The sequence below is a fragment of the Cellulomonas sp. URHB0016 genome (assembly GCF_054057935.1).
Map to the genome: position 1 here is coordinate 880,068 of NZ_JBSRZU010000001.1, position 23,423 is coordinate 903,490.

Below are 23,423 nucleotides of genomic sequence, written 5' to 3' on the forward strand. Positions count from 1 at the left end.
TGTCACTCTATCGAGTGTTGTGCATCGATGTAGACGGGTATTTGATCGATAAATTGCCCGTCGACTGCCCTGCAGACTCGGTCGAATGCTGGCCAACTTCGACCGCGAGGTCCCGGAGAGCCGCAACTATCGTGGCGGAGCACCTTCGCTTTCGAGCCAGGCCCCGACCGCTCACGGCTCGCCGACGGAGACGCAACAGCGGTCCGGGCCAGGACTCAACCGCGCTGACAGCGCCCCCGGGCAGACCGCGTCGATGACGCCGTGGACCAGGTCCCGATTCATGTCGCACACCAGACCGGTGTAGTCCGCAGCGAGCCGATGGAACGGGCAGTTGGCCAGGACCACCTCACCCTCGACCGTGCGCGGCTCGTACCCGTGACGGGCCAGGACCTGGCTGACGCGGTCGCGAGCCGGTACGGCCTCGTCGACGTCACCGCCGGCGGCTTCGCCCAGACTGCGGCCCGTTGCCCGGGCGGCCGTCCGGACGGCGTCAGCGACCGGGATGCGATCACGGTCGGCGACGGTGATCGCCTCGGCCAGGACATGGCCCGCGAGGTCGTACCGGCGTTCCGGCAGGCTGACCGCCACCTCCCGGGCAGCACGCCGGTACAGCTTGGCGGGACGACCCGCCCCGGGGCCGCCGCGGCCGGGGGGACGCCGGTACTCGACGTCCAGCAGCCCTGCGGCGACGAGCCTGTCCAGGTTGAACTTGGCGACGTGGTGCGGGACGCCGGTGCCGCTCGCCGCCTTGTCCCGGCTGACCGGCTCGTCCTGCGCCACGACGAAGCGGTAGAGCTCTCGGCGCACCGGCTCTCCGAGCGCGGCGATCCTGGCCGCATCCGCCGTGAAGTCCTCCGACATGGACGCACCTCCGCCGCACACTCTATCGTCGACAGATTTGGCTGCTGGAAGACGCTCCACCGCCCCCGGCGCACACCGGAACGTCCGGGAGATGCGCCGCTCCGACGACCGGCGTAGAACGGATCGATGTTCGAAGAGGGCCAGCTCTACGCCCCCGTCACCGCGGACGAGGACGGCAAGGCCACCGTGCACCTCGCGGACGACCACCCCGGCGCCCAGGACGACGCGTACCGGCGCCGCCGGAACGAGATCGCCGCCCCGGCGCTCGCATGGCGACCCGGGGAGCCGGTGCCGCGCGTGGACTACACCGAGTCCGAGAACGAGATCTGGCAGACCGTCTGCCGTGAGCTCGCGCCGAAGCACGAGCGCCTCGCGATCCGCGGTTTCCTCGAGGGCAAGGAGGCGCTCGGGCTGCCCACCGACCATGTGCCGCAGCTCGACGAGGTGAGCGCGGGCCTGAGGCCGCTGAGCGGCTTCCAGCTGCATCCGGCTGCGGGCCTGGTGCCGCTCGACGTCTTCTACGGGTCGCTCGCGGACGGCGTCTTCCACTCCACCCAGTACCTGCGCCACCCGTCGCAGCCGCTCTACACGCCCGAGCCGGACATCCTCCACGAGGTCGTGGGGCACTGCAATCTCCTCGCCGACCCGGCGGTCGCCGACGTCAAGCGTCGCGCGGGCGAGGCGGCGCGACGGTGCGAGACGCCCGAGGGCCTGCAGTACGTGGCCGACGTGTTCTGGTTCACCATCGAGTTCGGCGTGATGTACCAGGACGGCGAGCTCCGTGCGTACGGTGCGGGCCTGCTCTCCTCCTACGGCGAGATCGAGGAGTTCCGTGGGGCCGACGTCCGTCCCGTCGACTTCCACCAGATGGCGACGCTGGAGTACGACATCAGCCACTACCAGCCCGTCCTGTTCGCGTGCGACGGCATGGGCGAGCTCACCGATCGCGTGGGCGGGTTCTTCGCCGAGTTCGACGACGACACCCCGGCCCGGCTCGCGCGCGAGGCCGCCTCGACCTGAGCCATTGACGGGTCACTCGACCGGTCGGCGGGCATGCGTGATCAGGTGCTGCCGGAAGAACGCCGCGAGCTCGTCCGTGGCGTCGAGCGGCAGCACCGCCGCGACGTACTGGTCGGGCCGGACGACGACGACGCACCCGGCTCGGTCCACGCCACGCAGCTCGAAGACGTCGTCGGCGGGGTGGGTGGCGAACACCTTCTCGTAGTCGACGAGCTCGAAGGGGCCGGTGCGGGGCAGGAAGAGCAACGGCACGGCCGAGATGTCGACGTCGAGGTGCGGCTGCTGGTAGACGACCTTCACGTCGAGCACGGCGTCGAGCTGCTCCCCCTGCCGCGTGTGCGCGAGCACCGGAGAGTCCGGCGCTGTGACCATCCAGCCGGCCCATGCCGCGAGCGCGGAGGCGTCCCGGTCGGCGAACGCGTACACGCGCCAGCGCCCGTCGGCGAGGTGCTGGTGCCCGAGGTGCAGGGGGTTCGCGTCGGCGACGCGGACGACGGCGGCCGACTTGAACCGCTTCCCCACCGGGAACCCGGTGGCGAGCGCCTGGTGGGTCGGCTCGTCGACGACCATCGAGCGCGGGTACTGCGTCATGAACCCGAACAGGAACTCCGTGGTCCGCACGTAGAAGTCGGCGAGCCGGCCCGGGTCCCCGAGCTCCTCCGGCGGCGTCGCCATGAGCGTGGACCACTCCTTGTCGAAGTCGATGAGGTGCTGCGCGACCACCTGACGTTCGGCGGAGTACGTGGCGAGCAGGCTCTCAGGACTGCGGCCCGTCAGGACGTACCCCAGCTTCCACCCCAGGTTGAAGCCGTCCTGCATGGAGACGTTCATGCCCTGACCGGCCTTGGCGCTGTGGGTGTGGCAGGCGTCACCGGCGATGAACACCCGGGGCGCGCGAGCGCCGGTCTCGGCCACGCGGACGTCGTCGAACCGGTCGGTCAGCCGGTGCCCCACCTCGTACACGCTGTGCCATGCGACGTCGCGCACGTCGAGCGTGTAGGGGCGCAGGATGTCCTGCGCCCGCGCGACGATCTGCTCGATCGTGGTGCTGCGCACCTCGTGGTGGGCGCCGGGGTCGACCTCCCCGAGGTCGACGTACATGCGGAACAGGTGGCCGCCCTCGCGCGGGATGAGGAGGATGCTGCCGCCGGCACCGGACTGGATCGCGCACTTGAGGCGGATGTCCGGGAAGTCGGTGACGGCGAGGACGTCCATGACGCCCCAGGCGTGGAACGCCGAGGTGCCCTCCATGGTGCAGCCGATGGCGGCCCGCACCCGGCTCTGGGCACCGTCGGCTCCCAGGACGTACTTCGCTCGCACCTCCTTCTCCTCCCCGGCCCGCTCCCCCGCGGTCCGCACGAGCGTGACCGTGACGTGGTCGTCGGAGCGTGCGAGGCCGCGGAGCTCGTAGCCGTAGTCGGGCGCCAGCCGGCTCGGTGAGCAGGCCATGTACTCGGCGAAGTAGTCGAGCACTCGGGCCTGGTTGACGATGAGGTGGGGGAACTCGCTGATCCCGCGGGGGTCGTCGGGCGGCCGCTCTCCGCGCACGATGCGCGACGGGTCGGCGGGGTCCGGGTGCCAGAAGGACATCTCCGTGATGCGGTACGCCTCCTCGGCGATCCTGCCGGCGAACCCGAACGCCTGGAACGTCTCGACGCTGCGCGCCTGGATGCCGTCGGCCTGCCCGATGGCGAGCCGCCCCGCGCGGCGCTCGACGATCCGCGTGCTGACCGACGGGAACCGGGAGAGCTGGGCGGCCGCGATCATCCCCGCCGGGCCCGCACCGACGATCAGGACGTCCACCTCGTCGGGGAGCTCGTCGGGCCGGTCGAGCCCGACGCCGGCCGCGGGCTGGACCCGGGGATCGCCCGAGACGTAGCCATGGTGGTGGAACTGCATGTCCGACTCCCCTGACGCCGATGTCGAGGTGCGACGGATCGTATATTATCCCTCCCAGGCCGCGACGACGCGGTCGACCCGTCCGGGAGGCGCTGCCCCATGCCGACGGTTTCCGCGCACGTCGCGGTCACGCTCGCCGCCCACGTCGACCACGTGTTCGGGGTCATGGGCAACGGCAACGCGTACTTCGTCGACTCCCTGACGTGCCAGACCGGGGCCCGCTTCGTCGCCGTGCGGCACGAGGCCGGTGCCGTCGTCGCCGCCGACGCCTTCCACCGCGCGTCCGGTCGGCTCGCCGCGGCGACCACGACGTACGGGGCGGGATTCACCAACACGCTCACCGCCCTCGCCGAGGCCGTGCAGGCCCACGTGCCGCTCGTGCTCGTCGTGGGCGACGAGCCCACGTCGGGTCCGCGACCGTGGGACGTCGACCAGATCGCGATGGCGTCCGCCGTGGGCGCGCGCACCTACACCGTCGGCCGCACGGATGCCGCGGCCACCACCGTCATCGCCGTCGAGCACGCGTTGACCTACCGCGTGCCCACCGTGCTGGCGATCCCCTACGACGTCGCGACCCTCGACACCGGCCCGGTGCCCGAGACACCGACGCCACGCGTGCCCGAGCCGCTCGCCGTGCGCGGGGCGTTCGCCGACGGCGTCGTGCGGGAGGTCGCCGCAGCGCTCGCGACCGCCCGGAGACCGCTGCTCCTCGCGGGACGCGGCGCCTGGGTGGCCGGCGCGGGCGAGACCCTCGGCGCCGTCGCTGACGCCACCGGTGCGCTGACGGCGACGACGGCCCTCGGCCGGGGCGTGTTCCCCCGGGCGGAGTTCGACCTCGGTGTCGCGGGCGGGTTCGGCGCCTCCGCGGCGATGGCGATCGTGCGCGAGGCCGACGTCGCGGTCGTCGTCGGGGCCGCGCTCAACCAGTTCACGATGCGGTTCGGCGACCTCTTCGCCCCCGGGTGCCGGGTGTTCCAGGTCGATGTGGCACCCGCGGCGACCCACCCGCACGTCGCCGGGTACGTCCGCGGGGACGCCGCGGTCGTCGCGGCCGCGATCCTCGAGCAGCTCGTCACGCCCGCGGGTGCCACGTCGAGCGGATGGCGCGAGTCCGTCGACCTGACCGTCGCCCGGCGGCACGAGCCAGGGGACGGAACCGCCCCGGACGGGCGGCTCGACCCGCGCTCGGCAGCGGCCCGCCTCGCCGAGCTGCTGCCCGAGGACCGCGTGGTCGTCTCCGACGGCGGGCACTTCCTCGGCTGGGCGAACATGTACTGGCCCGTGTCCGCACCGGACCGGATGGTGATGGTCGGCACCGCGTTCCAGGCCATCGGGCTCGGCTTCCCCAGCATGGTGGGGGCCGCGCTGGCCCGGCCCGACACCACCGTGGTCCTCGCCACCGGCGACGGCGGTGGTCTCATGGCCCTCGCCGACCTCGAGTCCGCGGTCCGGGTCGCGGGAGGCCGTGGCATCGCGGTGGTCTGGAACGACGGGGCGTACAGCGCGGAGCTGCACCTCTACGGGCGCAGGGGCCTCGCGCGGGAGCCGATGCTCATCCCCGACGTCGACTTCGCCGGGGTGGCCACCGCGCTCGGGGCCCAGGGCGTCGTCGTCCGGTCGGTGGAGGATCTCGAGGCGCTGACGTCCTGGCGCGGGCGTGCCGCCACGGAGCGGCCGTTCCTGCTCCTCGACCTGCGGATCTCCGGGACCGTGGTCGCACCGTTCTGGGAGGAGATCTGCCGGTCAGGTGGCTGACCGAGGACCGACGCCCACCCCTCTCATCACACCGACGAGGAGAGCATGAACCACGACAGCACCTCCGGCGAGGAGGCACCCGACGAGGACCGGAGGTTCTCGGCCCTTCCCGGCCGTCCGGGGAAGATCGTCGCGATCCATGTCGCCTACGCGTCGCGCGCCGACCAGCGCGGCCGCCGCCCCGCCGACCCGTCGTACTTCCTCAAGCCGTCGAGCTCGGTCGCACCCTCGGGCGGCACGGTCGAGCGTCCGCCCGGCACCGAGCTGCTCGCCTTCGAGGGGGAGATCGCGCTCGTCATCGGCACCGCCGCCCGGCGCGTGCCGCTGGACCGGGCGTGGGACCACGTCGCGTGGGTCACGGCGGCGAACGACCTCGGGCTGTACGACCTGCGCACGAACGACAAGGGCTCGAACCTCAGGTCCAAGGGCGGCGACGGGTACACCCCCCTCGGGCCCGGTCTCCTCGACGCCCGCGCGGTCGACCCTGGGTGCCTGCGGCTGCGCACGTGGGTGAACGGCGAGCTCCGGCAGCACGACAGCACCGCGGGGCTCCTGTTCCCGCTCCCCCAGCTCGTCGCCGACCTCTCGCAGCACCTCACGCTCGAGCCGGGCGACGTGATCCTCACCGGCACTCCCGCCGGCTCCTCCGTCGTGGTCCCCGGAGACGTGGTCGAGGTCGAGGTCGACGCGCCGGACGCGCCCGGGGCGCCGACGTCCGGCCGGCTCGTCACGACCGTCACCCAGGGCGAGCACGGGTTCGACGGCACCCTGGGGTCGCTGCCCACGGTCGACGACCAGCAGCGCGCCGAGGCCTGGGGCTCGCGCACCACCGCGGGCGTGGATCTCGAGCCCTTCCGCATCACGGCCGAGCTGCGCGACAAGCTCCTGCGGGCCCCGGTCGCCGCACTCAGCGCCCAGCTGCGCAGGCGCGGCCTGAACGAGGTGACGATCGACGGCGTCCTGCCGATGCACCCCGGTGCCAAGCTCGTCGGCACGGCGCGCACCCTGAGGCTCGTGCCCGCCCGCGAGGACCTGTTCGCCCGGCACGGCGGCGGCCACAACGCCCAGAAGCGCGCGTTCGACGGCGTCGGCGAGGGCGAGGTGCTCGTCATCGAGGCGCGCGGCGAGACCGGGTCCGGCACGTTCGGCGACATCCTCGCGCTGCGTGCCCACGCCCGCGGCGCCGCAGGCGTGGTCACGGACGGCGGCGTCCGCGACCACGCCGCCGTCGCCGCCGTCGGCATCCCCGTCTGGTCGGCGGGCCCGCACCCGGCGGTGCTCGGGCGCAGGCACGTGCCGTGGGACCTCGACGTGGCCGTCGCGTGCGGCGGGACGACGGTCGAGCCCGGCGACGTGGTCGTCGGCGACGACGACGGGGTCGTCGTCGTCCCTCCCGGCCTCGTCGAGGAGGTCGTCGACGCCGCGCTCGCCCAGGAGGAGGAGGACGGCTGGATCGCGGAGCAGGTCGCCGCAGGCCAGCCCCTCGACGGCCTCTTCCCGATGGACGCGCGACGGAGGGCGAGGTTCGACGCATGGCGCGACAGCCGATGACCGGCGCGGCGTCCGCGCGCAGCAAGTCGCAGCACGCCTACCACTGGCTCAAGGAGCGGATCGCCGGTGAGGAGCTCGCTCCGGGGTACCGCCTGGTGCTCGGGTCGATCGCGGACGAGCTCGGCATGAGCGTCGTACCGGTGCGCGAGGCGATCCGACGGCTCGAGGCCGAGGGGCTGGTGACGTTCGAGCACAACGTCGGTGCCCGCGTCTCGATGATCGACGACACCCAGTACCGGCACAGCATGGAGACGCTGGCCATCCTCGAGGGAGCCGCCACGGCGCTCGCGGCCCGCCACCTGACCGACGACGCCCTCCGGCTGGCTCGTGAGCTGAACCGCCGTCTCGTCGAGTCGCTCCACGACTTCCACCCGCGCACCTTCACGTCGCTCAACCACGAGTTCCACGCCGTGCTCTTCGCCGCCTGCCCGAACCCTCGTCTGCTCGCGCTCGTCGACGCGGAGTGGGTGCGGCTGGGCCACCTGCGTGACTCGACGTTCAGCTTCGTGCCCGGCCGTGCGCAGGAGTCGGTGCGCGAGCACGAGACGCTCCTCGACCTCGTCGAGACCTGCGCACCCCTCGCGGACATCGAGCGGGCGGCCCGCTCCCACCGCTCGGCCACGCTCGCGGCCTACCTCAGCCACGAGCACCCCGACCAGACGCCGGTCGACGCCGGTGTGACGACCGCACCCTGAGAGGCGACCCCATGGGCGAGACGACGACCGACCCGGTGGCAGCCCTCCGCCACCTGCCCCCGGACCTGCCCGGACGCCTCCAGCACTACATCGGCGGCGAGCACGCCGACTCCGTGGACGGCGCGACGTTCGGCGTGCTGGACCCTGCCTCGAACGAGACCTACCTGCATGCGGCGGCCGGCAAGGCCGACGACGTCGCGCGTGCCGTCGCGGCGGCGAGGCGTGCGTTCGAGGACGGGCCCTGGCCGCACCTGCTCCCGCGCGAGCGCTCGCGGGTCCTCCACCGGGTCGCCGACATCGTCGAGCAGCGGGACGCCCGGCTCGCCGAGCTCGAGAGCTTCGACTCCGGCCTCCCGATCACCCAGGCGCTCGGCCAGGCGCGCCGGGCGGCCGAGAACTTCCGGTTCTTCGCCGACCTGGTCGTGGCCCAGGTGGACGACGCGTACAAGGTCCCGGGCCGGCAGCTCAACTACGTCAACCGCAAGCCGATCGGCGTCGCCGGGCTCATCACGCCGTGGAACACGCCGTTCATGCTCGAGTCCTGGAAGCTGGCGCCCGCACTGGCCACCGGCAACACCGTCGTCCTCAAGCCCGCGGAGTTCACGCCGCTCTCCGCCTCGCTGTGGGCCGGTATCTTCGAGGAGGCCGGGCTACCCGTCGGCGTGTTCAACCTCGTCCACGGGCTCGGGGAGGAGGCGGGCGACGCGCTGGTCAGGCACCCGGACGTCCCGCTCCTGTCCTTCACCGGCGAGAGCCGCACCGGGCAGCTCATCTTCGCCAACGCCGCGCCGCACCTCAAGGGCCTCTCGATGGAGCTCGGAGGCAAGTCGCCCGCCGTCGTCTTCGCCGACGCCGACCTCGAGGCCGCGATCGACGCGACGATCTTCGGCGTGTTCTCGCTCAACGGCGAGCGGTGCACGGCGGGCAGCCGGATCCTCGTCCAGCGCGAGGTCTACGACGAGTTCGTCGAGCGCTACGCCGCCCAGGCGGCGCGCGTCGTCGTCGGCCCGCCGCACGAAGCGACCACCGAGGTCGGGGCACTCGTGCACCCCGAGCACTACGACAAGGTCATGCGGTACATCGAGATCGGCCGGACGGAGGGTCGCCTGGTCGCCGGCGGTGGGCGGCCGGAGGGCTTCCCGACCGGCAGCTACGTGGCACCCACCGTGTTCGCCGACGTCCCGCCCGACGCCCGGATCTTCCAGGAGGAGATCTTCGGCCCGGTCGTCGCCCTCACCCCGTTCGACACCGACGAGGAGGCGCTCACGCTGGCCAACGGCGTGCGGTACGGCCTCGCGGCGTACGTCTGGACCAACGACCTCCGGCGGGCGCACATATTCGCCCAGGCGGTGGAGGCAGGCATGGTCTGGCTCAACAGCAACAACGTCCGCGATCTGCGGACCCCGTTCGGTGGGGTCAAGGCCTCCGGGCTCGGCCACGAGGGCGGGTACCGCTCGGTCGACTTCTACACCCACCAGCAGGCCGTGCACGTCTCGCTCGGCGAGGCGCACAACCCGACCTTCGGCAAGGGATCCTGACGTGAACACGAGGCCTGTCCCGCCTGACATCCTGCGCGCCGCCTCCGTGGAGGTCGTCGTCACCGACCTCCCCGCCTCCCGGCACTTCTACGTGGACGTCCTCGGCCTCGTCGTCACGCAGGAGGACGCGCACACCGTCCACCTGCGCTCGTTCGAGGAGTTCATCCACCACAACCTGGTCCTGCGCGAGGGCCCGGTGGCGGCGGTCGGCGTCCTCTCGTACCGGGTCCGCTCCCCCGAGGACCTCGACCGCGCGGTCGTGTTCTACGGCGACCTGGGGTGCCGGGTCGAACGGCGGGCCGCCGGCTTCGCGACAGGGGTCGGCGACTCCGTCCGGGTGCAGGACCCGCTGGGCTTCCCCTACGAGTTCTTCCACGACGTCGAGCACGTGGAGCGGCTCGCGTGGCGCTACGACCTGCACCCGCCCGGCCCGCTCGTGCGTCTCGACCACTTCAACCAGGTCACGCCCGACGTGCCGCGGGCCGTGCGGTACATGGAGGACCTCGGGTTCCGGGTGACCGAGGACATCCAGGACGAGGCCGGCACCACGTACGCCGCGTGGATGCGCCGCAAGCCCACCGTCCACGACACCGCGATGACCGGCGGCGACGGTCCTCGCCTGCACCACGTCGCCTTCGCGACCCACGAGAAGCACGACGTCCTGGCGATCTGCGACAGGCTCGGCGCGCTGCGGATGTCCGACCGCATCGAGCGCGGCCCTGGCCGCCACGGCGTGTCCAACGCGTTCTACCTGTACCTGCGCGACCCCGACGGGCACCGCGTCGAGATCTACACGCAGGACTACTACACCGGGGACCCGGACAACCCTGTCGTCACCTGGGACGTCCACGACAACCAGCGCCGCGACTGGTGGGGCAACCCGGTCGTCCCCTCCTGGTACACCGAGGCGTCCCTCGTCCTCGACCTCGACGGCCACCCGCAGCCGGTCGTCGCGCGCACGGACGACAGCGAGCTGGAGGTCACCATCGGGGCCGACGGGTTCTCCTACACCCGCCAGGGCGACGCCCCCGGCCACCTCCCGACCTGGAAGCAGGGCGAGTACAAGCTGGGGCACCAGCTGTGACTCGCGTGCTGCCGGCCGACGCCGTCGCCCTGATCGCCGACGAGCTCGCCGCCGCCGAGCGGGACCGGACCACGGTGCCGCTCCTGACCGCGCGCCACCCCGGCATGACCGTCGAGGACGCCTATGCGGTGCAGGGCGAGTGGCGCCGCCGGGCGGTGGCTGCCGGCCGGCGACCGGTGGGCCACAAGATCGGCCTGACGTCGAAGGTCATGCAGGCGGCGACCGGCATCGACGAGCCCGACTACGGGGTCGTCTTCGATGACGTGGTGTACGAGAACGGCGCCGCGATCGAGCACGGCAGGTTCTCGAACGTCCGGGTCGAGGTCGAGCTCGCCTTCCGCCTGGCTCAGCCCGTGCACGGCCCTGACGCGACGCTCGCCCACGTGCTGCGTGCCACCGAGCACGTGGTCCCGGCGCTCGAGATCCTGTCCTCCCGCATCGACCTGCCGGGCCGCACGATCGTCGACACCATCAGCGACAACGCGGCGATGGGCGCGATGGTCGTCGGTGGCGTCCCCGTCGGGCCCGACGACGTCGACCTGCGCTGGGTCGCCGCGATGCTGTACCGCAACGGGACCGTCGAGGAGTCCGGCGTCGCCGGTGCCGTGCTCGACCACCCGGGGATGGGGGTCGTCTGGCTGGCGAACACCCTGGCCCGGCACGGTGACCACCTGGCGGCCGGCGAGCTCGTGCTCGCGGGCTCGTTCACCCGTCCGATGTGGGTGCACCCAGGCGACACCGTGCTCGCCGACTACCGAGACCTGGGGACGATCACATGCCGCTTCGTCTGACCCCGACCTTCCGCGACGCCCTCGAGAGCGAGCAGGCACGGGGGCCGAGCGGCCGGCCGCTCGTCGGCATGTGGCTGTGCACCGGAAGCCCTCTGGTCGCGGAGATCTGCGCGGGCTCCGGGCTGGACTGGCTGATCATCGACATGGAGCACTCACCCAACGGGCTGGGGTCGGTGCTCGCGCAGCTCCAGGCCGTCGCCGCCTACCCGGTGACGACGATGGTGCGGGTCCCGGTCGGCGACGTCGTCACGATCAAGCAGGTCCTGGACCTCGGCGCGCAGAACCTCCTCGTCCCCATGGTGTCCTCGGCCGAGGAGGCGCGGTCCGTCGTCGACGCCGTGCGGTACCCACCACGCGGGCGTCGGGGCGTCGGTGCGGCGCTCGCCCGCTCGGGACGGTGGGGCCGCGTCGACGGGTACCTGGAGCGCGCGGACGAGCACGTGTCCCTCGTCGTGCAGGTCGAGACCGCCGAGGGCGTCGCCGCGGCCGGCGCGATCGCGGCCGTCGACGGCGTGGACGGGGTCTTCGTGGGGCCGTCCGACCTCGCCGCCTCGATGGGTCTGCTCGGCCGCCAGAGCCACCCCGACGTCGTCGCCGCCGTCCGCCGCGCCCTCGAGGCCGTGCGGGCGGCAGGCAGGCCGGTGGGGGTCAACGCGTTCGACCCGGCCCTGGCGCGCGCGTACCTGGACGCCGGCGCCTCGTTCGTGCTCGTGGGATCCGACGTGACCCTCCTCGCGCAGGGGTCCGAAGGGCTTGCCGACCGGTTCGTGCGCGCAGCCGCCGACCCGGACGTGGATGGCTCCTGAACCGGCCGCCCGACGTCACTCTCCGGTCGGGCGCGAGACGACCGGCGACCCGCTCGGGGCCCGTCGGTCCTCGGCCACCGCGTCCGCCCGCGGGTGGAGGTCGTGCTCGTGCCGGGCGTCTCCGGCGAAGACCTTCTCGTACAGGTCGTAGATGAACCCCGCCTTCGCGTTGTTGTAGAGCATCCCGTCCGTGAAGCCGCGCGCGGCGACCTCGCGCTTGACCGCGGCGTACTCGTCGCGGTCGGCGGGGTGCGCACGCAGCCAGTCGCGGAACATCAGGGCTCGTCGCGGTTCGCGCGCTCCCGGCGAGAAGACGTGCACGTTGCTGGTCGGCGCCCGGCCGCCGACCATCCGATGCTCCTCCCAGTCGGGCTCACGGACCAGCAGCACGAAGCCTGCGGCCTCGAGGTCGGACAGCCAGGCACCCTCGTCGGCGGAGTCGGCGACAGTGAGGTCGACGTCGATCACCGGCTTCGCCCACAGGCCGGGGACCGACGTCGACCCGACATGGTCCACGGCCAGCGCACGCTCACCGAGGGCCGTGCGGATCTGGTCGCGGACGACGGCGAACGACTCGGCCCAGGTGGGATCCGGGGCCACGACCTCCACCAGCTCGGGTGACCGTGCACCCGCCACCGCTCGTGCCGCGTCGATCTCCTGCGCGGACGGGATCTCGAACGGGTTCCAGAGCGGATGAGTACGCACCTGGGAGACGGTAGGCCGCCGCGGTCGTCGCCACCGGGTGACCGATCACGTCAGGGGACGTTCGCCCCGCCGTTGACGTTGATGACCTCACCCACCACGAAGCTGGACTCCGGCGACGCGAGGAACACGTACGCGGGCGCCTGCTCGACGGGCTGGCTCGTCCGGCCGAGCCAGGACGACTCGCCGAAGCCGTTCAGCTTCTCGGTCGGCTGCCCGTCGGACACCTGCAGCGGCGTCCAGACCGGGCCGGGTGCCACCGCGTTCACGCGGATCCCCCGCGGGGCCAGGTCGGCGGCCAGCGCCTTGGTGAAGCCGATGATGGCGAACTTGGTGGACGCGTAGTTGATGATCATCGGCGACGGGTTGTACCCCTGCACCGAGGTGCTGTTGATGATGGTCGAGCCCGGCCCGAGGTGCGGCAGCGCGTCGCGCGTGATCCAGAACATCGCGTAGGTGTTCGTCTGGATCGTGCGGTGCAGGTCGTCCTCGTCGAGCTCGTCGAACGACTGGTGGTACACCTGGTGGGCGGCGTTGTTCACCAGGATGTCCAGCCCTCCCAGGCCCTCCACCGCCTGCGCGACGAGCGACCGGCAGAACTCGCGGTCCCGGATGTCACCGGGGATGAGGACCGCGGTGCGACCCTCCGCACGCACGACCGCCGCGACGGCCTCCGCGTCCACCTGCTCCTCGGGCAGGTAGCCGATCGCCACGTCGGCCCCCTCCCGCGCGAAGGCGATGGCGACCGCCGCGCCGATACCCGAGTCACCCCCGGTGATGAGCGCCTTGCGGCCAGGCAGGCGACCGGTGCCGCGGTAGCTCGTCTCGCCGTGGTCGGCCTTCGGGTCGAGCTCGGCGTCGAGGCCGGGCAGCGGCTGCCAGGAGGCATGCGGCTTGATGTGCGCGTGGCGCTCGACCGGGTTGTCGAACGTGAGCTGGTCGGGGGACATCCTCATCTCCTTCACGAAGGCCGTCGGGACGCTCGGTCGCCTTCGCACGGGAGCGCCCTCGATCACGCTCAGGACCCTAGACCAGCGCCCGGCCGCCGCCCCCTCGGGGGCGACGGCCGGGCGTCAGCAGTACGTGCTGGTCAGCAGGCGGTGCCGGTCAGCAGGCCGTCCCGTTGAGAGCGAACGACGTCGGGGCAGGGTTGCTGCCGCTGTACGCGCCGTTGAACCCGAACTCGACGGTGCCGCCGGGCGGGATCGTGCCGTTGTAGCTGGCGTTCTTGGCGGTGACCTGCGAGCCGCTCTGGCTGGCGACGGTGCTCCAGGCCTGGGTGATGGTCTGGTTGCCCGGGAACGACCAGGTGAGCGTCCAGCCGTTGATCGCCTGGCTGCTCTTGTTGGTGATCTTCACGCCGGCGGTGAAGCCCACGTTCCACTGGCTCGGCGCGGAGTAGACGACCGAGCACGCCCCGCTGGGCGCGGGCGTCGTGGGTGCGGGCGTCGTCGGCGCCGGCGTCGTGGGTGCCGGGGTCGTCGGGTTCGGCGTCGTCGGGTTCGGCGTCGTCGGGTTCGGCGTGGTCGGGTTCGGCACCGAGTTGAGGGCGTTCAGCACCGAGGTGTAGGCGGCCTTCTTGTTGCCCGAGCCGTCGAACAGCAGCGGCGTGGCCGAGGAACGCCACGAGTCCGAGTCACGCACGCCCCACACCGTGATGCCGGCGCACTTGGTCACGGCCAGGCACGCGTTCACCACGTTCTGGTAGTTGGTCGCCTGCGCGGAGCCCGAGCCCTCGATGTCCAGCTCGGTGATCTGCACCTCGACGCCGAGGTCGGCGAAGTTCTGCAGGGTCGTCTTGTAGTCCGAGGGGACCGGGCTGTTCGGGTTGAAGTGCGACTGGAACCCGACGCAGTCGATCGGCACGCCGCGCGACTTGAAGTCCTTGACCATGTTGTAGACGCCCTGGGTCTTGGCGTCCGACCACTTGTCGGTGTTGTAGTCGTTGTAGCAGAGCTTGGCGTTCGGGTCCGCGGCGCGGGCCGTCTTGAACGCGACCTCGATCCAGTCGTTGCCCGTGCGCTGCAGGTTCGAGTCACGGCGCCCACCCGAGCCGCCGTCGGCGAACGCCTCGTTCACCACGTCCCAGGAGTACACCTTGCCCTTGTAGTGGGTGGCGACCTGGGTCACGTGGTTGATCATCGCGCTGCGCAGCGCCGACCCCTCCATGCCCTGCATCCACGTGGGCTGCTGGGAGTACCAGGCCAGGGTGTGACCGCGGACCTTCTTGCCGTTGCTGGCCGCCCAGCTCACGATCTGGTCGCCGCTGGTGAAGTTGAACTGGTTCTGGTTCGGCTCGGTCGCGTCCTGCTTCATCTCGTTCTCGGCCGTGACCATGTTGAACTCACGGTTCGCGATCGTCGAGTACGTCGAGTCGCTGAGCTTGTACGCCGCGATCGCGGTACCGAAGTACCGGCCGCTCTGCGCCGCAGCCGCACCCAGGGTGCTCTCCGCCGCCTGGGCGGACTGTGCGGCGGCGATACAGGTGACGGCGGTGGCGACGGCCAGCGTCGCGGCGGCGAGGGCAGTCCTCGCGCGTGCCGGGGTCGTTCTCATGTGGCACCTCTCGGTAGGCACCCGATGGGCGTCGGGTGGCGCTGACAGCCAGGCGCGGCACGCGCGATCGCCCGGCGTGCGCGTGGACCACCGCGCAGCGGTGCGGGCGTATCGACATCGTCACGCTCCGCCTCCGGCATCGCAGACCACAGCGGCTGCGCGGGGAGAAGGTGGGCGGACGAACGTGTGTGCCTGGCTTTGGCCCCCACCGTGTCGAAATATCGTTATCGAAGCCAGTGCCGAAACATTTAGGACGTGCTCGAGCACCCGACGGTGTGCTCCTCAGCGACGTTCTGCCGGGCCTGAGCCAGGCGACGGCGCACGAGGAACGGCCGGTCGCCGTCAGGGCGTTGCACCTCCACGACCGCGACGGCGCCGCGCGCGCCAGCCCGGCCTGCTGATCGTGCCGTTCGGTGGTCCCGATCGACGGCAGGAGCGACGCCCGGTACGGATCAGCCCAGCGATCCGCCGGACCCACGACCCGGGCCGTTCGTCCCTGCTGCGGCAGCGACCTCACCGCGACGATAGAGGTCGGCTTCACCGCGACCCACCAGAGGAGCTCGACATGGGGACCACCCAGTCCGAGGGTTGGCTGCGCCTGACTGGCGGGGACACCCGGCAGCACTTCTTCCGCGACGGCATGAGCGTGTGCGGCAAGTACGTCTCGCCGATCACGAGCTTCCCCGTCGACGACGGCCCTGACGCCGGCGAGTGCGCTGCCTGCCGGTCGGTCGTCGACGTCGACGAGCACCGCACGCCGAGCTACTGACCGGCACGACGGCGCAGAGGCCACGACTCCATGCGGAGCCGGGCCCCTCACCCCGGGTCATCGCCACCTTGAGCGCCTGAGTCTGCGCGGGCTCCCCGAACGTTCGACACGCCCCGGGGGCGTGGTCAGCCGACGGTGCCGGCCGCGACGTCCGGGTTGTCACTGAAGAGCCCGTCCATGCCTGCGCCGACGAAGACCCGGATCTCACCGGCGAGGTCGCCGGGCGCGTTCGGGTCGGTGCTGCTGCGGAAGTCCGCCGGGAGGAACTGGTTCTCCCGGCGGAACGTCCAACCGTGCACGACGAGGCCGGCACGGTGGGCGTCCCTGACGACGGACGTGGGTGCGCCGAGCGTGCCGTCGCCGTTCCGCGGGATCATGAGGTCCTTGCAGAGCCCGACGCCGCCGGCGTATCGGGCCACCTGCGCCAGACCGGAGCGCGTGACCAGGTCTCGGTACGTCCTCGGGTCGCCGGCCGCGACCAGGTCGTAGGGCGCGCCGGAGCAGTCCACCAGCTGCACGAGCTGGACCTTCGTCATGTCGTGGAGCTGGCGCAGGTTGCCCGTCTCGAAGCTCTGGATGACCACCGGGGACCGGCGGTCGTCCATGCCGTTCGCCGTGAGCTGGGCCAGCAGCGGCTCCTCGAGGGAGAGCCCCAACGAGTCGAAGTACGTCGGGTGCTTGGTCTCCGGGTAGACCCCGACCGGCCGCCCGTCGCAGGTCACGGAGTGCCGCGCAAGATCGAGGACCTCGTCGAAGGTGGGGATCTCGTAGAGCTTGTCGAACACCGTGTTCGCCGGGCGCACGGCGGGGAGCCTCTCCTTGGCGCGCAGGGTCTTGAGCTCGGCGAGGGTGAAGTCCTCGGTGAACCAGCCCGAGACCGCGCGCCCGTCGATGGTCTTCGTCGCCTTGCGGTCGGCGAACTCGGAGTGGTCCGCGACGTCCGTCGTCCCACCGATCTCGTTCTCGTGCCGGGCGACGAGCACGCCGTCCTTCGTCGAGACGAGGTCCGGCTCGATGTAGTCCGCGCACATCAGGATCGCCGTCTCGTACGAGGCCAGGGTGTGTTCCGGGCGGTACCCGCTGGCGCCGCGATGCCCGATGACGGTGACCTCACCGGGCTTGGAGGGCTTCGTCTGCCGGAGCTCGACGACATCCATCTCGGTGTCGTCGGGCGTGCCCGGGATGCGCGTCGCGTTGCCGGGATAGTTGTTGTCGTTGGCGATCAGGAGCCGGCCGTCCCGGAGCTGCACCACCGTCTCGAAGGACTGCACCGGCAGCGAGAACGGGTCGTCGGTGCCGTAGCCGTCGCCCGAGCCGAGATGTGCCGGGTTGGCGATCTTCAGCGCGTCCAGCACGAGGCTCTTCGTCACGAAGCCGTCGGCATCGGTGTGGTCCAGGTCGACCCGGTACACCCGCTTCACCACGGAGGCGGCACCCTGGAAGTCGTCCCTCTCGATGAGCAACAGCTCGTGCCTGCCGGTCATGAACGCGTCGCCCACGACGTCGGCGTCCTGGTGCGTCTGGTACGCCCACGTCCTGCCCGTGTACGCGCCGCCGGCCGTGTCGAACTCGTAGATCGTGCGGCGTCGCTGCACCGGGTCGTCGACGAACGCGCCCTCGGTGATCGGGTAGAGGAACCGACCGTCACGCGACCCTGCCATGGCCTCGAAACCGCGGCTCGCACGCACCCGCGGCACCTCCCCGGCCGCCAGGTACGGGTTCTGCGGAGACTTCCCGTCCGGGAACGGCACCGGCGCGCCGAGCAGCACGCCCGTCGGGTCCACGTGCAGCAGGAACGGTCCGAACTCCTCACCGACCCAGAAGCTGCCGTCCTTCTCCCGCACCACGGACTCGACGTCGAAGTCGGCGCCGGTGAGCAGGCGGTCGGTGGTCGCGTCGTTGACGATGGGGAAGTCGATGCGGTGGTCAGGGTCGCGCAGGGAGATGAACTCCCCGACGCCGATCGCGCCCTCTCCCCCGTCGGCCGTCTGCCAGCTCGGCGTCACGTGATAGAGACGCAGCAGGAAGTCGGCGGAGTTCGCCTTCGTCCCGAACCCGTTGTCCGGCAGGGCCCAGAAGGTGCCGTCACCGACGTCGACCATGCCGGAGAAGCCAGGGATCACCTGACCGGCGAACGGGCCCTGCCGTCCGTTGGCGGCCGTCGCGAGCGCCCCCGAAGGCGGCCCGGGTGCCAGGAAGTCGGCGGACAGCGTGGCGCGCGCCACGAGTGTCGGCTGCAGGACCGTGGCACCGCCCCGCGCACCGGGCGCGCCACCGCGGTCAGCGGCGACTGCCGGTACGGGCATCACGAGGGCGGCCGTGACGGCCGCCACGAGGACCGAGAGTGCTGCGCTGCGTCTCATGCGCTCCAGCGAACCGGACCCCGGCGACGCACGTCCGACCACGCGTCGAGGACCCGATGACCGCCACGTGAACCCCTCTGACGGACGTCGCCGGCAACCGGACGGATTCGTCCACGACGCGTCACGCGAGCGCGGGCACCGAGGCGAGTCGCGTCAGTGGTACCAGCATGAGCCCGTACTCGTCGGACACCTCCACGCTGATCGTCGCCACACGGTGGCGCTGGTGACGGCGGACCCATTCGAGGACGTCGCTCACGTCGTCGACGTCGGACAGCCGCCACCGTTCAGCCGCGTGAGCGGAGCTCGCCATGAGGTCCACGACGTAGGTCGGTTCCTCGACCACCCACCACGACGACCGCATCGTCGGCTCTTGAACGGCACGCACGGCTCACATCCCCTCGTCAGGTCGGGGGACGAGCGTGGTCGCGACGCGTGAACCACGGGCAGCCGGCTCGTGTCGACCGGGGAAGGTGTCACCCAACATCACGGCTGACAGGGCCGGCGCCGGCTCGATCCCTCTCCCACGGGTGCCGACGGCGGTCGGCGTCCTCGACCACGTCACTGCGCGACGTACGGGATGCGCTCCCAGCTCAGGACGTCCGCCGCTCCCGGGTGGTTGATCGTCACCCGTAGCCAGTCCGTGTTGTTGCTCGAGCCGTCCACGGTGATGCGGCGCAGGTTGTCCGCCGAGCCGGCGACGCCGTAGGGTCTGAGCCAGGGCGACCCGGTCGCGAGGGGCCGGTCCGCGTTGTAGAGGTGGCTGTCACCGTTGACGAGGTAGACCTGACCGTCGAACCGGCTGCACTCGTCCACGAGGGTCTGCACCAGAGGCTGGAAGGCCGAGATGTCCGTCCATGCCGGAGTGGAGGTCGCATCGAACATGTCGGCTTGGAGCAGGACGGTGACGGCGCGGTCGTGGCGTTGGCGGGCGGTGGCGAACGTGTCGCGGACCACCGTCAGGGCGTTCGCCATCCGTGACTTCTCGGCGGCGACCTGCTCCGGGGTCGCGACCGCGTTGCCCAGCCCGTCCCAGGGCTGCAGCCCGTCGTTGCTGCCGACCACGTGCACGACCGCGAAGTCGACGCCGTGCCGGCGCAGCCGGACGTTCTCGGGGAATCCCTGGCGAGCCTCCGAGTCGAGCCTGACCGGGTGCTGTCCGAGCGACCAGCCGGGACGGGCGAAGAAGACCGCACGGTCGTACGCGAGCCGTTCGAGCGGGACGTAGGACCCGTTGCTCGCGCGATGGCAGTCGGTCCACTCGTTGTCGCCGGGTGTGTAGACCAGCGGAGCCTCGAAACGGTCGAAGTCCGACCTGATCAGTGTGTAGTACGGGTCGTTGCAGCGGGACGACCCGTTCTTGATGTCGCCGACGTGGAAGGTCAGCTGGGGGTCGGCGGCGTTGATCTCGTCGATCCACGTGGGGAAGGCCGCGATCTGGGCGGCCCCGTACGGGATGTCACCGATGACGGCGAAGGTGTACCGCGCCGCCTCGTCGTGCCCGTTCCCGCGGTCGGAGGACGCGGACGCCGGCGGCATCACGGCGCCCGCGACGGCAACGACGGCCAGGGCGGTGGGCAGAGCGCTGCGGAGCAGGTTCATCGGTTCTCCGGGGACGGCTGGACGGATGACGGTGCCCACGACGGTGCGGGCAGCCCGCCCCACGATCACAGGTGATCCCGCTGGGCGGACGAACCTCAGGCGACGTCCGGACGAACACGCGCCTGCGTGCCGCACTCCGGGATGTCGATCACCACGGCGTCGAGATCTCGGGCTCCAGGCCCACCACGATGACGGTGGGAACCGAACGCCGACGTCACGGTGCAACCCGGCTGAGCTGACGTCGAGGTGAATGGGAGATGAACACTGTCCCCACGGGTTGCACCGTGGCCGTGACCGGTCGGACCGTCGAGGAGTGACTGGTATCCCTCTGCTCGTGCTGGTGGTCGTCACCGCACTCGCGTTCGACTTCACGAACGGCTTCCACGACACGGCGAACGCCATGGCGACCTCGATCGCCACGAAGGCCCTGCGGCCGAAGACCGCCGTGCTGCTCTCCGCCATCCTCAATGTCGCGGGCGCGTTCCTGTCCCTGACCGTCGCGGCGACCATCGCGAACGGCATCGTGGACCAGGACGCCGTGACGCTTCCCGTCGTGTTCGCCGGCCTCTGCGGCGGCATCATCTGGAACCTCACCACCTGGTACTTCGGCTTGCCGTCCAGCTCGTCCCACGCCCTGATCGGCGGCCTGGTCGGGGCTGTGCTCGCCGCGGCCGGAGCCTCCGGCGTGCAATGGGACGGCCTGCTCTCGAAGGTCGTGCTCCCTGCGATCCTCGCCCCGGTCGTCGCGGGTCTCGTGGCGGCCACCGGCACCTGGCTCGTGTACCGGATCACCCGCGGGATGCCGCGTGGCGACCGCGCCACCGAGTTCCGGTGGGGGCAGGTCGGCTCCGCGTCGCTGGTCTCCCTGGCCCACGGCACCAACGACGCCCAGAAGACGATGGGCATCCTGCTCCTCGCACTCGTGGCCGCCGGCCAACTGCCCGAGGGTTCCGCCGTTCCACCGTGGGTCATCGTCAGCTGCGCGCTGGCGATCGGCCTCGGCACCTACGTCGGCGGGTGGCGGGTGATCCGGACGTTGGGCAAGGGACTCGTCGACATCGAGTCGCCGCAGGGGCTCGCCGCCGAGACGTCCTCGGCGGCCGTGATCCTCGCCTCGTCCCAGTTCGGCTACCCGTTGTCGACGACCCAGGTGGCCAGCGGCTCGATCATGGGATCGGGCGTGGGACGACGCACCGAGGTCAGGTGGAGCACCGCCCGCCGGATGGTCGCGGCCTGGCTCATCACCCTGCCGGCGGCCGCGTCGGTAGGGGCGGCGGCAGAGGGCATCCAGCTGTGGCTGGACGGACCTGCGGGCACCCTGATCGTCCTGGCGCTCCTGGTCTGCGCGTCGGCCGGCCTGTGGTTGGCGTCACGCGGCTCGGCGGTGAACGACCGCAACGTCAACGACGAGTGGGCCCCGCCGGTCGGTGAACCACGACCGGCGATGGTCTGAGAGGACACCAGACATGGGCAGCTACATCGACGGCGAGACCTTCGGCAAGGTGCTGGTCGCCGGCCTCCTGTTCGGCGCTGGGATCCCGGCCTTGTTCGCGCTCGGCGTGCGCGCCCTCGCGCCCGCCGAGGGAGCAGCACCCGGTGCGCCACGAGTCGCCTGGCGCACGGGCGCGGCGGTGCTCTGCTTCGGTGTCGCGCTCGGGGCCGTCGTGTTCGGTGTGGTCCGCATCCTCACGGGAGGCACGTGATGGTCCGGCGGCCGAGCGTCGTTCGCCGAGTCGCCGAGTGGCTGCGCGCCGGCTACCCCACCGGTGTCCCCGAGCGCGACTACGTGGCTCTGCTCGCCCTCCTGCGGCGGAAGCTGACCGCCGAGGAGATGGTGGAGGTCGTGGACCGCATCGTGCTGCTCCACCCGGACGGCGGAGCCACCCGCGCAGTCGTGGGTGAGCAGATCGAGGAGCTCGTCGACGCCGAACCGCTGGACAGCGACATCGCACGTGTCAGCGCGCTGCTCGCCGCCGTCGGGTGGCCCCTCGCGGACGTCGACGCCGCGGATGCCCAGACCCAGGATTCTGCGACAGGACGCTGACCTGCGGAGGGAGGTCGTCCCGGTCGGTCAGTCGCCGGAGGTGATGCGTCCGCGCTGGACGATGAGCGGGTCGACCTCGCCGATGACGTCCTCGTTCTTGCCGTCGTAGTCGAACTGGCTGAGGAAGTGGCGCATCGCGTTCAGCCGGGCGCGCTTCTTGTCGTTGCTCCGGACCCAGATCCACGGCGCATGGTCGGTGTCGGTCCCGGCGAACATGGCCTCCTTCGCCGCGGAGTACTCCTCCCAGCGGCCGAGCGACTCCAGGTCCATCGGCGACAGCTTCCAGCGGCGGACGGGGTCGATCTGACGGATGGCGAACCGGGTGCGCTGCTCACGCCGGGTGACCGAGAACCAGAACTTCGTCAGGTGGGTCCCGTCGTCGACGATGAGCCTCTCGAAGTCGGGCGCCTGCCGCATGAACGCGGCGTACTCCTCGTCGGAGCAGAAGCCCATCACGCGCTCGACACCCGCCCGGTTGTACCAGGACCGGTCGAACAGCACGATCTCGCCCTGCGTGGGGAAGTGCTGGACGTAGCGCTGGAAGTACCACTGGCCCTGCTCGTTGCTCGTGGGCTTGCCGAGCGCGACGACCCGTGCCGCTCGTGGGTTGAGGTGCTCGACGAAGCGCTTGATCGTCCCACCCTTGCCGGCCGCGTCGCGGCCCTCGAACACGACGATGTGACGCTCGCCGTGGTCCTCCGCCGAGTACTGCAGCTTGAGCAGCTCGATCTGCAGGCGGTACTTCTCCGCCTCGTACTCGTCTCGGTCCATGAGCTCGTCGTAGGGATAGTCGTCGCGCCACGTCTCGACCGCCTTGCCACCCGGGTCGATGAGGACCGGGTCCGCACCCTCGCCCCCGGCAACGCTGTACCCCTCCGCAACCAGGCGGTCGATGTACTCGCGCAGGTTGTCCTCGGCATCGGGCTCGACACCGTCGAGATCGAACGTGGGGTCCATCGGATCCTCCTGCCAGGTGGGCGGTGTGTGGACCGCAGCCGGTCGAGTCGCCCCCGGCGGGAGCGCCACGTTGCCCGCCACGGCGGGATCGGACCGAAGCGCAGTCTCTGCCGGTGTCGACGGCAGCATCCCGAGGCTCCGGTTCGAGCCGCGCTCCCAGATCCTCGCGACGTCCCGGTCGTCGGCTGCCCGCTGCTCGGCCACCGGCTCGGCACCCGCTCGTTCGGGGCCCGAGACGCGACCACGCGAGGTCGAGTCGCGGCTGATGAGACGCCACCAGAACATCAGCGGCCACGTCCGGCTCCTGTGCTCAGGATCCCGACGTGGCCTCTGACCTGCAACTTCGGTGGAGCTGAGGGGATTCGAACCCCTGACCCCCTGCATGCCATGCAGGTGCGCTACCAGCTGCGCCACAGCCCCGTTGTCCTGCTCG

At 71.4% G+C, this 23,423-nt stretch carries 21 protein-coding genes and 1 tRNA gene; 12 read left to right on the forward strand and 10 right to left on the reverse strand.

What is annotated here, in order from left to right; all coding sequences use genetic code 11:
* Positions 1–171: 171 nt before the first annotated feature.
* Complete coding sequence (locus tag ACVW07_RS04170) at positions 172–861, reverse strand: helix-turn-helix transcriptional regulator (protein ID WP_456818019.1); 690 nt, start codon at positions 859–861, stop codon at positions 172–174.
* A gap of 126 nt (positions 862–987) precedes the next feature.
* Here ACVW07_RS04170 and ACVW07_RS04175 point away from each other — a divergent pair, with 126 nt between their 5' ends.
* Positions 988–1,881, forward strand: a complete 894-nt coding sequence (locus ACVW07_RS04175) for a phenylalanine 4-monooxygenase (RefSeq protein WP_456818020.1) — start codon at positions 988–990, stop codon at positions 1,879–1,881.
* 12 nt (positions 1,882–1,893) lie between these two features.
* Here the strand turns inward: ACVW07_RS04175 and ACVW07_RS04180 are convergent, their stop codons facing one another.
* A complete protein-coding gene (locus ACVW07_RS04180; protein WP_456818021.1) occupies positions 1,894–3,780 on the reverse strand; it encodes an FAD-binding monooxygenase in 1,887 nt (628 codons plus the stop codon).
* Between the two features lie 99 nt (positions 3,781–3,879).
* On the opposite strand from ACVW07_RS04180, the gene ACVW07_RS04185 reads away from it, so the two are divergent.
* From ACVW07_RS04185 to ACVW07_RS04215, 7 genes are read left to right on the forward strand one after another with little or no spacing between them, the layout of a single operon-like run.
* Positions 3,880–5,535, forward strand: a complete 1,656-nt coding sequence (locus ACVW07_RS04185; RefSeq protein WP_456818022.1) for a thiamine pyrophosphate-binding protein — start codon at positions 3,880–3,882, stop codon at positions 5,533–5,535.
* Positions 5,536–5,580: 45 nt separating this feature from the next.
* Positions 5,581–7,086 carry a fumarylacetoacetate hydrolase family protein gene (locus tag ACVW07_RS04190; RefSeq protein WP_456818023.1) on the forward strand — a complete coding sequence of 502 codons (1,506 nt, stop codon included), beginning with the start codon at positions 5,581–5,583 and terminating at the stop codon, positions 7,084–7,086.
* Positions 7,068–7,781: a GntR family transcriptional regulator gene (locus ACVW07_RS04195; RefSeq protein WP_456818024.1), complete on the forward strand. Its 714-nt coding sequence runs from the start codon at positions 7,068–7,070 to the stop codon at positions 7,779–7,781. The genes ACVW07_RS04190 and ACVW07_RS04195 overlap by 19 nt, the downstream gene beginning before the upstream one ends.
* Positions 7,782–7,792: 11 nt before the next feature.
* The gene (locus ACVW07_RS04200; protein WP_456818025.1) at positions 7,793–9,319 is read left to right on the forward strand and encodes an aldehyde dehydrogenase; all 1,527 of its coding nucleotides are present in this window, start codon (positions 7,793–7,795) and stop codon (positions 9,317–9,319) included.
* Position 9,320: 1 nt separating this feature from the next.
* The gene (hpaD, locus tag ACVW07_RS04205) at positions 9,321–10,403 is read left to right on the forward strand and encodes a 3,4-dihydroxyphenylacetate 2,3-dioxygenase (RefSeq protein WP_456818026.1); all 1,083 of its coding nucleotides are present in this window, start codon (positions 9,321–9,323) and stop codon (positions 10,401–10,403) included.
* A gap of 5 nt (positions 10,404–10,408) precedes the next feature.
* Entirely contained in the window at positions 10,409–11,194 is a 786-nt protein-coding gene (locus ACVW07_RS04210; protein WP_456821023.1) for a 2-keto-4-pentenoate hydratase, read from the forward strand.
* On the forward strand, positions 11,179–12,000 hold the full coding sequence (locus ACVW07_RS04215; protein ID WP_456818027.1) for an HpcH/HpaI aldolase family protein: 822 nt from the start codon (positions 11,179–11,181) through the stop codon (positions 11,998–12,000). Before ACVW07_RS04210 ends, ACVW07_RS04215 begins: the two co-directional genes overlap by 16 nt.
* Positions 12,001–12,015: 15 nt before the next feature.
* Here the strand turns inward: ACVW07_RS04215 and ACVW07_RS04220 are convergent, their stop codons facing one another.
* The 3 genes from ACVW07_RS04220 to ACVW07_RS04230 form a co-directional block, all read right to left on the reverse strand.
* On the reverse strand, positions 12,016–12,705 hold the full coding sequence (locus ACVW07_RS04220; RefSeq protein ID WP_456818028.1) for a GrpB family protein: 690 nt from the start codon (positions 12,703–12,705) through the stop codon (positions 12,016–12,018).
* 50 nt (positions 12,706–12,755) lie between these two features.
* Entirely contained in the window at positions 12,756–13,652 is an 897-nt protein-coding gene (locus ACVW07_RS04225) for an SDR family oxidoreductase (protein ID WP_456818029.1), read from the reverse strand.
* A 157-nt stretch (positions 13,653–13,809) separates the two neighbouring features.
* Positions 13,810–15,258, reverse strand: a complete 1,449-nt coding sequence (locus tag ACVW07_RS04230; RefSeq protein ID WP_456818030.1) for an endo-1,4-beta-xylanase — start codon at positions 15,256–15,258, stop codon at positions 13,810–13,812.
* 565 nt (positions 15,259–15,823) lie between these two features.
* Between ACVW07_RS04230 and ACVW07_RS04235 the strand changes: the two genes are divergently transcribed.
* Positions 15,824–16,027 (forward strand): hypothetical protein, encoded by a 204-nt coding sequence (locus tag ACVW07_RS04235; protein ID WP_456818031.1) that lies wholly within the window; start codon positions 15,824–15,826, stop codon positions 16,025–16,027.
* 125 nt (positions 16,028–16,152) lie between these two features.
* Here the strand turns inward: ACVW07_RS04235 and ACVW07_RS04240 are convergent, their stop codons facing one another.
* The 3 genes from ACVW07_RS04240 to ACVW07_RS04250 all read right to left on the reverse strand — a co-directional run bounded on the left by ACVW07_RS04240 (position 16,153) and on the right by ACVW07_RS04250 (position 19,989).
* Entirely contained in the window at positions 16,153–18,390 is a 2,238-nt protein-coding gene (locus tag ACVW07_RS04240; RefSeq protein WP_456818032.1) for an esterase-like activity of phytase family protein, read from the reverse strand.
* A 121-nt stretch (positions 18,391–18,511) separates the two neighbouring features.
* Positions 18,512–18,775, reverse strand: coding sequence for a hypothetical protein (locus ACVW07_RS04245; RefSeq protein WP_456818033.1), 264 nt, complete (start codon positions 18,773–18,775; stop codon positions 18,512–18,514).
* Positions 18,776–18,948: 173 nt separating this feature from the next.
* Positions 18,949–19,989, reverse strand: a complete 1,041-nt coding sequence (locus ACVW07_RS04250; RefSeq protein ID WP_456818034.1) for a hypothetical protein — start codon at positions 19,987–19,989, stop codon at positions 18,949–18,951.
* A gap of 313 nt (positions 19,990–20,302) precedes the next feature.
* On the opposite strand from ACVW07_RS04250, the gene ACVW07_RS04255 reads away from it, so the two are divergent.
* From ACVW07_RS04255 to ACVW07_RS04265, 3 genes are read left to right on the forward strand one after another with little or no spacing between them, the layout of a single operon-like run.
* On the forward strand, positions 20,303–21,442 hold the full coding sequence (locus ACVW07_RS04255) for an anion permease (RefSeq protein ID WP_456818035.1): 1,140 nt from the start codon (positions 20,303–20,305) through the stop codon (positions 21,440–21,442).
* Between the two features lie 13 nt (positions 21,443–21,455).
* Positions 21,456–21,692, forward strand: a complete 237-nt coding sequence (locus ACVW07_RS04260) for a hypothetical protein (RefSeq protein ID WP_456818036.1) — start codon at positions 21,456–21,458, stop codon at positions 21,690–21,692.
* Entirely contained in the window at positions 21,692–22,033 is a 342-nt protein-coding gene (locus ACVW07_RS04265) for a DUF3349 domain-containing protein (RefSeq protein ID WP_456818037.1), read from the forward strand. The genes ACVW07_RS04260 and ACVW07_RS04265 overlap by 1 nt, the downstream gene beginning before the upstream one ends.
* A gap of 27 nt (positions 22,034–22,060) precedes the next feature.
* Here the strand turns inward: ACVW07_RS04265 and ppk2 are convergent, their stop codons facing one another.
* Together ppk2 and ACVW07_RS04275 are read right to left on the reverse strand one after the other, a co-directional pair.
* On the reverse strand, positions 22,061–22,990 hold the full coding sequence (gene ppk2, locus ACVW07_RS04270; protein WP_456818038.1) for a polyphosphate kinase 2: 930 nt from the start codon (positions 22,988–22,990) through the stop codon (positions 22,061–22,063).
* A 347-nt stretch (positions 22,991–23,337) separates the two neighbouring features.
* Positions 23,338–23,410: transfer RNA gene (locus ACVW07_RS04275), tRNA-Ala, on the reverse strand.
* Between the last annotated feature and the right edge of the window lie 13 nt (positions 23,411–23,423).